This is a genomic window from Nocardioides sp. Z21_20, assembly GCF_059766585.1.
Genome location: NZ_JCBAJX010000005.1, coordinates 245,666 through 256,350 on the forward strand (window position 1 = coordinate 245,666; position 10,685 = coordinate 256,350).

The 10,685-nt window shown below is 71.7% G+C and carries 8 protein-coding genes; 6 read left to right on the plus strand and 2 right to left on the minus strand.

Annotation, left to right across the window (positions count from 1 at the left end; genetic code table 11):
- Positions 1-40 precede the first annotated feature (40 nt).
- From AC6EH9_RS11205 to map, 4 genes are all read left to right on the plus strand, one after another.
- Positions 41-1,003: a Zn-ribbon domain-containing OB-fold protein gene (locus AC6EH9_RS11205; RefSeq protein WP_498423111.1), complete on the plus strand. Its 963-nt coding sequence runs from the start codon at positions 41-43 to the stop codon at positions 1,001-1,003.
- A gap of 19 nt (positions 1,004-1,022) precedes the next feature.
- Positions 1,023-2,075 (plus strand): thiolase family protein, encoded by a 1,053-nt coding sequence (locus tag AC6EH9_RS11210; RefSeq protein ID WP_498423113.1) that lies wholly within the window; start codon positions 1,023-1,025, stop codon positions 2,073-2,075.
- Entirely contained in the window at positions 2,075-3,238 is a 1,164-nt protein-coding gene (locus AC6EH9_RS11215; protein ID WP_498423115.1) for a thiolase family protein, read from the plus strand. The genes AC6EH9_RS11210 and AC6EH9_RS11215 overlap by 1 nt, the downstream gene beginning before the upstream one ends.
- A gap of 183 nt (positions 3,239-3,421) precedes the next feature.
- Positions 3,422-4,186, plus strand: coding sequence for a type I methionyl aminopeptidase (map, locus tag AC6EH9_RS11220; RefSeq protein ID WP_498423117.1), 765 nt, complete (start codon positions 3,422-3,424; stop codon positions 4,184-4,186).
- A gap of 139 nt (positions 4,187-4,325) precedes the next feature.
- Here the strand turns inward: map and AC6EH9_RS11225 are convergent, their stop codons facing one another.
- Together AC6EH9_RS11225 and AC6EH9_RS11230 are read right to left on the minus strand one after the other, a co-directional pair.
- Positions 4,326-6,569, minus strand: coding sequence for a SpoIIE family protein phosphatase (locus AC6EH9_RS11225; RefSeq protein ID WP_498423119.1), 2,244 nt, complete (start codon positions 6,567-6,569; stop codon positions 4,326-4,328).
- Positions 6,570-6,730: 161 nt separating this feature from the next.
- Complete coding sequence (locus AC6EH9_RS11230) at positions 6,731-7,966, minus strand: cytochrome P450 (protein WP_498423122.1); 1,236 nt, start codon at positions 7,964-7,966, stop codon at positions 6,731-6,733.
- Between the two features lie 207 nt (positions 7,967-8,173).
- On the opposite strand from AC6EH9_RS11230, the gene AC6EH9_RS11235 reads away from it, so the two are divergent.
- Positions 8,174-9,337, plus strand: coding sequence for a steroid 3-ketoacyl-CoA thiolase (locus AC6EH9_RS11235; protein ID WP_498423123.1), 1,164 nt, complete (start codon positions 8,174-8,176; stop codon positions 9,335-9,337).
- Positions 9,337-10,557 carry an acyl-CoA dehydrogenase family protein gene (locus tag AC6EH9_RS11240; protein ID WP_498423125.1) on the plus strand — a complete coding sequence of 407 codons (1,221 nt, stop codon included), beginning with the start codon at positions 9,337-9,339 and terminating at the stop codon, positions 10,555-10,557. Before AC6EH9_RS11235 ends, AC6EH9_RS11240 begins: the two co-directional genes overlap by 1 nt.
- Positions 10,558-10,685 lie beyond the last annotated feature (128 nt).

The following is a 10,685-nucleotide window of genomic DNA, read 5'->3' on the forward strand; positions in this document are numbered from 1 at the left end:
CGCTTGCCACACACAATAGAACATGTTTCACTTCCGAGCCATGACCCGCACCCTGCAGGCCCCCGTCCAGGTGGCCTTCGACTACACCCGCTCGGTCGGCCCCGTGCTCGGCGCGTTCTTCACCGGACTGCGCGACGGACGCCTCGTCGCGGGCCGCACCAGCGACGGATCCGTGGTCCTGCCGCCGCCGGAGTTCGACCCGCACACCCACGAGCCGCTCGCCGACCTGGTCGAGGTCGCCGCCACCGGCGCGGTGGTCTCCTGGGCGTGGGTGCCCGAGCCGGTGGCCGGGCAGCCCTTCGACCGGCCCTTCGCCTGGGCGCTGGTCCGCCTCGACGGGGCGAGCGTGCCGTTCCTGCACGCCCTGGACGTGGACTCCCCCGACGCGGTCTCGGCCGGGATGCGGGTCCGGGTGCGCTGGGCCGACGAGCGCAGCGGCGTGATCACCGACATCGCCTGCTTCGAGCCGGACGACAGCCTCGCGGTGGTCGGTGAGCTGACGCCGTTCGCGGCCACCGAGGACCCGGTCACCGGCATCGTCACCCCGGTCGCGCTGGACTACCTCTACGCCGCCTCGCCGGAGGAGTCGGCGTTCTTCCGCGGCCTCGAGCAGGGCCGCATCCTCGGCCAGCGCTGCCCGGTGTGCCACAAGGTCTATGTACCGCCGCGCAGCGCCTGCCCGGTCGACGGGGTCGCCCCCACCGAGGAGGTGGAGCTGGCGCACACCGGCACGGTGACGACGTACTGCGTGGTGAACGTGCCGTTCCTCGGCCAGCGGATCAAGCCGCCCTACGTGTCGGCCTACGTGCTCCTCGACGGCGCCGACATCGCCTTCCTGCACCTGATCCTGGACGTGCCCGCCGAGGAGGTCCGGATGGGGATGCGCGTCGAGGCCGTGTGGCGCCCGCGCGAGGAGTGGGGCACCACCGTGGAGAACATCAGCCACTTCCGCCCGACCGGGGAGCCGGACGCGGACTACGACACCTACAAGCAGCACCTCTGAGACGAAGGACAACGTGGCTGTGAGAGACGTAGCGGTCGTCGGGTTCGCCCAGCGACAGATGAAGGAGTTCGACGGCTCCCCCACCTGCGTGGAGATGCTGGTCCCGATCTTCGCCGAGCTCTACGAGCAGACCGGGCTCACCCGCAAGGACATCGGGTTCTGGTGCTCGGGCTCCTCGGACTACCTGGCCGGGCGCTCCTTCTCCTTCGTCTCGGCAGTCGACGCGATCGGCGCGCTGCCGCCGGTCAACGAGTCGCACGTGGAGATGGACGCCGCCTGGGCGCTCTACGAGGCGTGGCTGAAGATCCAGACCGGCGAGATCGACACCGCGCTGGTCTACGGCTTCGGCAAGTCCTCGGCCGGCGTGCTGCGCCGTACCCTCACCCTCCAGCTCGACCCCTACACGATGACGCCGCTGTGGCCCGACACCGTCTCCCTCGCCGGGCTGCAGGCCCGCCTGGGCCTGGAGGCCGGGCTGTGGGACGAGCGGGCGATGGCCGAGGTGGCCAACCGGTCCCTGAGCGACGCGGAGAAGAACGAGTACGCCGTGCGCAGCGGCGGCTCCTCGGTCGAGGAGCTGCTGGCTCGGGCGATGTACGCCGACCCGCTGCGCAAGCACGACATCGCCCCGGTCAGCGACGGCGCCGCGGCGATCGTCCTCGCCGCCGACGACCGGGCCCGCGCCGTCACCCAGCACCCGGCCTGGATCACCGGCATCGCCCACAGCGTCGACCCGCTGCACCTGGGCGCCCGCGACCTGACCCGCTCGGCCTCGACGGCGGCCGCCGCCCGCGGCCTCGACACCGACGGGGTCCAGGTGGCCGAGCTGCACGCGCCGTTCAGCCACCAGGAGCTGGTGCTGCGCGCGGCGCTGGGCCTGCCCGACGACGTCCGGGTCAACCCCTCCGGCGGGGCGCTGGTCGCCAACCCGATGTTCACCGCGGGCCTGAACCGGATCGGCGAGGCGGCCCGGCGGGTCTGGGACGGCTCGGCGAGCAAGGTGCTCGCCCACGCCACCTCGGGCCCGGTGCTGCAGCAGAACCTCGTGTGCGTGATGGAAGGGAACAGCTGATGGGCAAGCAGCTCGCCGCCGTGGTCGGGGTCGGCCAGACCCACCACCGCGCCAAGCGCCTGGACGTCTCAATGGCGGGGCTGTGCCGCGAGGCCGTCGACCGGGCCCTCGAGGACGCCGGGATGACGTTCGCCGACATCGACGCGATCGTGATCGGCAAGGCCCCCGACCTGTTCGAGGGCGTGATGATGCCCGAGCTGTACCTCGCCGAGGCCCTCGGCGCCGCCGGGAAGCCGCTGCTGCGGGTGCACACCGCCGGGTCGGTGGGCGGCTCGACCGCGATCGTCGCGGCGTCCCTGGTGCAGGCCGGGGTGCACAAGCGGGTGCTGACGGTGGCCTTCGAGAAGCAGTCGGAGTCCAACGCGATGTGGGCGCTGTCGGTGCCGGTGCCGTTCATCATGCCGGTGCACGCCGGGGCCGGCGGCTACTTCGCGCCGCACGTGCGCTCCTACATCCGCCGCTCGGGCGCGCCGCTGCACGTGGGGGCGGTCGTGGCGGCCAAGGACCGGCAGAACGCGCTGCGTAACCCGTACGCGCACCTGCGCAACAAGGACACCACGGTGGAGTCGGTGCTCGCCTCGCAGATGTTGTGGGACCCGATCCGCTACGACGAGACCTGCCCCTCCTCCGACGGGGCCTGCGCGATGGTGATCGCCGACGAGGACACCGCCCGCGCGGCCACCTCACCGGCCTGGATCCACGGCACCGTGATGCGCTCGGAGCCGACCACCGCCGCCGAGCGCGACCAGGTCAACCCGCAGGCCGGCCGGGAGGCGGCGGCGGCGCTGTGGAAGCAGGCCGGGATCACCGACCCGCTCGACGAGATCGACGCGGCGGAGATCTACGTGCCGTTCTCCTGGTTCGAGCCGATGTGGATGGAGAACCTCGGCTTCGCCGCCGAGGGCGAGGGCTGGAAGCTCACCGAGGCCGGCGAGACCGCGATGGACGGCCGGATCCCGGTGAACTGTTCAGGCGGGGTGCTCTCCTCCAACCCGATCGGCGCCTCCGGCATGCTCCGCTTCGCCGAGGCCGCGCTGCAGGCCCGCGGGCAGGCCGGCGAGCACCAGGTCGACGGGGTACGCCGCGCGCTCGGGCATGCGTACGGCGGTGGGTCGCAGTTCTTCGCGATGTGGGTGGTGGGCGCGGAGCGTCCGGCGAGCTGATCAGCGCCGAGCGCGCTCCTGGCCGCGCGCGCCGCGCGCTACCGATAGGTAACTGGAGTTCTTCAGGCACCAGGTGCGTGGGAATCTCCAGTTACCCGCCGGTCACCGGCGCGGCAGGCAGCTGGGGGTGGTGTTCGCTGGCGCGGTTCTGCTGCGAGGGGGCCGTCCGCCTAGGCTGGGGCCGTGATCGAGCTCCGTACCCCCAGCCAGATCGAGGAGATGCGACCCGCCGGCCGCTTCGTGGCCGAGGTCCTCACCCGGCTCACCGAGGTCGCCGACGTCGGCGTGAACCTGCTCGAGCTGGACGCCCTGGCCCACCAGATGATCCGCGAGCGCGGGGCGGAGTCGTGCTACATCGACTACCACCCGTCGTTCGGGGCCTCCCCGTTCGGCAAGGTGCTGTGCACCTCGGTCAACGACGCCGTGCTGCACGGCCTCCCCCACGACTACAAGCTGCGCGACGGCGACCTGCTCAGCCTCGACTTCGCGGTCGCGGTGGACGGCTGGGTCTGCGACTCCGCGGTCAGCGTCGTGGTCGGTACCCCGCGCGAGGAGGACCTGCGCCTCATCGACGTCTCCGAGCGGGCGCTCTCCGCGGGCATCGCCGCCGCCCTCGTCGGCAACCGGATCGGCGACATCTCCGCCGCCATCGCCGGCGTCGCCCGCGAGGCGGGGCTGCGCATCAACACCCAGTTCGGCGGCCACGGCGTCGGGCGCACCATGCACGGCGACCCGCACATCCCCAACGACGGGCGCGCCGGGCGCGGCTTCAAGCTCCCCGAGGGCCTGGTCATCGCGATCGAGCCGTGGTTCCTGCACAGCACCGACGAGATCTTCACCGACCCCGACGGCTGGACCCTGCGCAGCGCGGACGGCTCCCGCGGAGCCCACAGCGAGCACACCATCGCGATCACCGCCGACGGCCCCCAGATCCTCACCGCCCGCTGACCCGCCCACCCCGCCCGCGCGGGCCCCGAGCTCCATGTAACGCGGGGTTATGCCCACCACCACAGCGAAATAACGCTGTCCCAGTGGGCATAACCCCGCGTTACAGCCAGCGGGGCGGCGTACGACGAGCGCCGGCGCGTCAGGGCCGCAGGCGTACGGCGAGCACCGTGGTGTCGTCGTCGGTGCCGGCCTGGTCGACGAGCAGGCCGGTCACCCATTCTTCGAGGTCGCCGTCGGGGCGGGTCTGGGCGGCCAGCTCGCGGAGCCGCTCGGTACCGGCGTTGATGTCCTCGCCGCGGCGCTCGACGAGACCGTCGGAGAAGAGCAGCAGCGTCTGCTCGGGCGCGAGCTGGAGGTGCAGCTGCCGCGCCGAGACCAGTCCGACGCCCAGCAGCGGGCGGGAGTCGACGTGCAGCTCGCGCGCCCCGGCAGCGTCGACCAGCATCGGCGCCGGGTGGCCGGCCGACGAGATCTCGGCGCGCCCCGTGGCCGGGTCGACGACGACGACGATCGCGGTGGCGACCCGCTGGTCGAGCAGCCCGTCCATCAGCAGGTCGAGGTGGTCCAGGCACTGCGCCGGCGAGTGCCCCTCGTAGAGGTAGGCGCGCAGCGCGGTGCGCAGCTGCGTCATCGCCGACGCCGCGGAGACGCCGTGGCCCGCGGCGTCGCCCACCACCAGCGCGAGACGACCGTCGAGGAGCTCGAAGGCGTCCCACCAGTCGCCGCCGAGCTGGTAGGCCGACGCCGGCAGGTAGCGCGCCACCAGGTCGACGCCCGCGAAGCGCGGCGCCCGGTCGAGCACCACGCTGCGCTGCAGGGACTCGGCCATCGCGATCTGCTCGCGCGAGCCGGCCAGCAGCAGCCCGGCCATGTGCCGGCCCAGCGCCTCCCCCGCGGAGAGCTGCCACGGCTGCCACTCGGCGCTGCGGCCCCGCACCCGCTGGCGCCACTTCTCAAAGGATTTGCGCGGGCTGAGCCGCACCTCGGGCCCCTCCCGCGCGGCGATCAGCTTGTTGGTGGGGTCGCCGCCCCAGTCCACCACCTGCTGCAGCTCGGGACGCACCCAGAGCAGCCAGCGCCCCGGCGTGGTGCCCAGGCGCAGCGCCCCGGCGGCGAGCTCGGCGATCCCGGCCAGCGCCGGATCGCGCTCGCCGAGGTTGTCGGACCACGACACGTAGTGCTCGGGGCGCTCCAGGACCTCGGCGATCCGCTCGAGGAGGTGGCGCTCGGGGACCCGGCCGGCGGTGAGCAGCACACCGTCGTACATCAGCGCCACCCCGTGGGCGCCGACCAGCTCCAGCGTCGCGGGGTCGCTGACGCCTCTCTCCAGCACCGTGCCCTGCTCCGAGGACAGCCGCGAGGTGATCGCCGCGAGCACCTGCTGGGTGGCCAGTGCGGCCTCCCGCTCGTCGGCGCGCTCGCGGTCGACGATCATCTGCGAGGTGACCTGCCCGATGAACTCCGCGGCCGAGCGGGCGTCCTGGCTCGGGCGGTGCGGCCCGGAGTAGTGGTGGCAGGCCACCAGCCCCCACAGCGTTCCGTCGACGACCAGCGAGACCGACATCGAGGCGGTGACGCCCATGTTGGTCAGGTACTCCAGGTGGATCGGCGAGACGCTGCGCAGCGACGCGTGCGACAGGTCCAGCGGCGCCTCGGTCGCCGGGTCGAAGACCGGTCGCAGCGGCACCGGCTGATACGAGATGTCCGCGATCAGCCGGGTCCAGTTCAGCGTGTACAGCTGGCGCGCCTGCGCGGGGATGTCGCTGGCCGGGTAGTGCAGCCCGTGGAAGGAGTTCAGATCCGGGCGCAGCGCCTCGGCGAACACCTCGCCGTTCCAGTCCCGGTCGAAGCGGTAGACCATCACCCGGTCGAAGCCGGTCAGCTCGCGGATCTCGCGGGTCAGCCGATCCGCGAGGTCCTGGGCCGAGCCGGCGCCGGCCAGCCGGCCGATCACCGTGCGGGCCGAGCGCAGCGACATCATCGAGGTGTCGCGGCCCCGGTCCTCGATCTCGACCACGATCCGTTGCCCCGAGCGGTGCACGCGGACGTCCACCTCGCGCCCGGCCAGGCTGCCCTGGTGCACCTCGTGCAGCCTCAGGACGAGCGACTCGCCGGGGAAGTCGATCCGTGCCTGCTCGGCGACCACCTTCTCCACCTCGGCGCCGGCGATCTCGCGCAGCGGTCGGCCCAGTGCCTCATCGGCGCCGACGCCCAGCATCGCGGCGCAGTTGGCCGAGACCATCACCATCGTCATCAGCTCGACGTCCAGCGCGAGCAGCACGCCGTGCGGCTGGATGGCGCCGGGGATGTGGATCGGCTCGCGCTCGCAGGTGGTCAGGTCGGCCGGGGCGTACGCCGGAGTGTGCGCCGAGCGTGCGTCCATCGCGGTCTCCCTCCCTGAGCCCACGGCGTCGAGCAACCGGCGGTGGGTGAGCAGGCTGACCTTACCGTGTGCGGGGTCCGCGCCGTTCCTCTTCAGCCACGACGACGCCCCGGCCTCCGGAGGGAAGGCGGCCGGGGCGTCGCGACTCGGGCGACCTCGGGTCAGGCGTACTTGACGCGCAACTGCTTGATGCCGTTGATCCAGCCCGAGCGCAGCCGGACCGGCTCCTCGACCTTGGAGATGTTCGGGCAGTGCTCGGCCAGGGCCTCGAACATCACCTTCACCTCGAGCCGGGCCAGGTTGGCGCCGATGCAGTAGTGCGCGCCGTGCCCGCCGAACGCGAGGTGCGGGTTGGGGTCGCGCATGATGTCGAAGGTGTCGGCGTCGTCGAAGACGTCCTCGTCGTGGTTGGCGCTGGCGTAGAACAGCCCGACGCGCTGGCCCTTGCGCACCTGCACGCCGCCGACCTCGACGTCGTCGAGCGCGGTGCGCTGGAAGACCGTCACCGGCGTCGCCCAGCGGATCACCTCGTCCACCATCGACTCGGGGCGCTCCTTCTTGTAGAGCTCCCACTGCTCGGGGTGCTCGAGGAAGGCGTTCATCCCGTGCGTGATCGCGTTGCGGGTGGTCTCGTTGCCGGCGACCGCGAGCAGGATCACGAAGAACCCGAACTCGTCGTCGTTGAGCCCCTCGCCGTCGACGTCGGCGGTGATGAGCTTGGTGACGATGTCGTCCTTGGGTTCGCGGCGACGCTCCTCGGCCATCGCCATCGCGTAGGTCAGGATCTCGATGGAGGCGGCCTGCGGGTCGCCGCCGATCGTGGGGTCGTCGTAGGACAGCATCTGGTTGGACCACTCGAAGAGCTTCTTGCGGTCCTCCTGCGGTACGCCGAGCAGGTCGGCGATGGCCTGCAGCGGCAGCTCGGCGGCGACCTCCTCGACGAAGTCGCCCTCCCCGCGGGCCAGCGCCTCCTTCACGATCAGCTCGGCGCGCTCCACCATCACGTCGTGCATGGCGTTGATCGCCCGCGGCGTGAAGCCCCGCGAGATCACCCGGCGGCCCTTGGTGTGGTCCGGCGGGTCCTGGTTGATCAGCATCACCCGCTGGAACTCGACCTGCTCGCGGGTCATGTCCGGGGCGAAGCGGATGATCGCGCCGTTCTCGTGGGTGGAGAAGTCCTTGCTGTTCTTGGACACCGCGGCCACGTCGGCGTGCTTGCTCACCGCCCAGTAGCCCTGGTCGCCGAGCATCCCGGCCGCGGCCGCCTCGTCCTGCTCGACCCAGAAGACCGGGGCCCGGCGGCGCAGAGCGAGGAACTCCTCATGGGGCACGTGGCTCTCGTAGATGGCCGGGTCGGTGGGGTCGAACCCTGCGGGCAGCACATCGCTAGCGGTCACAGCTCAGCCTCTCGATACTGGAACACGTTCTAGTGACGATGCTTACATACTCTCGGTAGGTTACGGAAGGGGAACCACGCAGAATCCCGCCCCGACACCTGCTGGGCGGGACCCCTCCTTGCCGCTGCGCGGAACCTGTTCTACTTTCCGAGAGATCACCGCGGCGCCCGGGCGTCGCACCTCCACATCTGCAGTGAGGCTTGAAAAATGGGCAACCCCGTCATCGTCGAAACCCTGCGTCTGCCCCTCGGCAAGCGGCGGGGCTGGCTGGCCGGGATCCACCCCGGCGAGCTGCTCGGTCACGCGCTGACCCAGGTGCTGGCGCGCTCCGGCGTGGACGCCGCCGAGATCGAGCAGGTGATCGGCGGCGTGGTCACCCAGGCCGGCGAGCAGTCCAACGACATGGTCCGCCGCGCGTGGCTGCACGCCGGTCTGCCCCAGGGCGCCGGCGGCACCACGATCGACGCCCAGTGCGGCTCTGGCCAGCAGTCCGCGCACCTGGTCAACGACCTGGTCCGGGCCGGCTCCATCAGCGCCGGGATCGCCTGCGGCGTGGAGTCGATGAGCCGGATCCCGCTGGGCGCCAGCGTGCCCGCCGGCACCGGCGACCCGCGCCCGGCGAGCTGGACCATCGACATGCCCGACCAGTTCACCGGCGCGGACCGGATCGCGCGCAACCGCGGGATCACCCGCGAGGACCTCGACGCGTTCGGCCTGGCCTCGCAGCTCAAGGCGCGCACCGCCGTCGACGAGGGCCGCTTCAAGCGCGAGATCGCGCCGATCGAGGCGCCCGTCCTCGACGACGAGGGCAAGCCGACCGGCGAGACCCGCCTGGTCGACACCGACCAGGGGCTGCGCGACACCACCGCCGAGGGCCTGGCCCGGCTCAAGCCGGTCCTCGAGGGGGGCCTGCACACCGCCGGCACGTCCTCGCAGATCTCCGACGGCGCCTCGGCGATGGTGATCATGGACGAGGACCGCGCCCGCGCGCTCGGGCTGCGCCCCAAGGCCCGGATCACCACGCACTGCCTGGTCGGCTCCGACCCGTACTACCACCTCGACGGCCCCGTCGACGCGACCCAGCGGCTGCTCGAGCGCACCGGGATGGCGATCTCGGACTTCGACCTGTTCGAGGTCAACGAGGCGTTCGCCTCGGTCGTGCTCTCCTGGGCCCAGGTGCACGGCGTCGACCTGGACAAGGTCAACGTCAACGGCGGCGCGATCGCGCTGGGCCACCCGGTCGGCTCCACCGGCGTCCGGCTGATCACCACCGCGCTGCACGAGCTCGAGCGTCGCGACCAGAGCACGGCGCTGATCTCGATGTGCGCCGGTGGCGCGATGGCCACGGGCACCATCCTCGAGCGCATCTGATGTTCGCCTGGAGCGAGGACGACCTCGCCGTGCGCGACGCCGTCCGGCAGTTCGTCGACCGCGAGATCCGCCCGCTCCAGGACGAGCTCGAGTTCGAGGGGCTCGCGCCGTACGACCTGGTCCGCAAGTACTCCGCGGCGTTCGGCGTGGGCGAGGCCTCCCTCGAGCGCTTCGAGTGGGAGCTGCGGCGCGACACCGCGGCCGCCGCCGGGACGGCGTTCGACGAGCCGGCGCCGGAGGCGGCCGACCCCGCCCAGCAGGTGATCGCGAACATCGAGCTGGTCAAGGTCGGGATGGGCATCCCGGCCGCGATGGGCGTCTCCACCGGGATGGCCGCGCTGACCATCAACGCGCTGGGCTCCCTCGAGCAGCGCAAGCGCTGGGTGCCGGACCTGCTGAGCTTCACCACGATCGGCAGCTGGGCGATCACCGAGCCCGACGCCGGCTCGGACGCCTTCGGCGGGATGCGCACGACCGTGAAGCCGGACGGCGACGGCTGGATCCTCAACGGCCAGAAGACGTTCATCACCAACGGCCCGTACGCCGACACGATCGTGGTCTACGCCAAGCTCGACGACGGCTCGGGGGTGGCTCGGCGCGAGCAGCCGGTGCTGACCTTCGTGCTCGACGCGGACATGCCCGGGCTGACCCGCTCCAAGCCGCTGAAGAAGATGGGGATGGCCTCCTCCCCCACCGGCCAGCTGTTCTTCGAGAACGTCGCGGTCGGGCGCGACCGGCTGCTCGAGGGCACGCCGGGCGCCGACGGCCGCGAGTCCGCGCGCGCCAACTTCGTCAACGAGCGCGTCGGCCTCGCGACGTTCTCGCTCGGGATCATCGAGGAGTGCCAGCGCCTCAGCATCGACTACGCCAAGCAGCGCACGCTGTGGGACAAACCGATCTCCCAGCTGCAGCTGATCCAGCTCAAGCTCGCCGAGATGGAGGTGGCCCGGGTCAACGTGCAGAACATGGTCTTCCGGGCCGTGGAGATGCGCCGCGCCGGCGTGGTGATGGACCTCGCCGAGGCCTCCGCGATCAAGCTCTACTCCTCGCGCGCCGCCTGCGACGTCGCGATGGAGGCTGTCCAGCTCTTCGGCGGCAACGGCTACATGGCCGAGTACCGCGTCGAGCAGCTGGCCCGCGACGCCAAGAGCCTGATGATCTACGCCGGCTCCAACGAGGTGCAGGTGACGCACGTGGCGAAGGGGTTGTTGCGGCGGTAGGGGCTGGGGCCCTGCCTCTCCCTGCGCCTGCGGCGTTCACGAGTTAACTCGGGTGGTCTCCAAGTCCTAGTGCAACACCTCGATGTTGGAGGTGCTTGTGGCGCGTGGTGTGGAGGTCCCGGCTGGGA

What these genes read in the sequence shown, in the direction of transcription:
- AC6EH9_RS11205 (WP_498423111.1), top strand. Translation starts at nt 41, where the DNA reads ATGACCCGCACCCTGCAGGCCCCCGTCCAGGTGGCCTTCGACTACACC.
- AC6EH9_RS11215 (WP_498423115.1), top strand. Translation starts at nt 2,075, where the DNA reads ATGGGCAAGCAGCTCGCCGCCGTGGTCGGGGTCGGCCAGACCCACCAC.
- AC6EH9_RS11225 (WP_498423119.1), bottom strand. Translation starts at nt 6,569, where the DNA reads ATGGACGCACGCTCGGCGCACACTCCGGCGTACGCCCCGGCCGACCTG.
- AC6EH9_RS11235 (WP_498423123.1), top strand. Translation starts at nt 8,174, where the DNA reads ATGGGCAACCCCGTCATCGTCGAAACCCTGCGTCTGCCCCTCGGCAAG.
- AC6EH9_RS11240 (WP_498423125.1), top strand. Translation starts at nt 9,337, where the DNA reads ATGTTCGCCTGGAGCGAGGACGACCTCGCCGTGCGCGACGCCGTCCGG.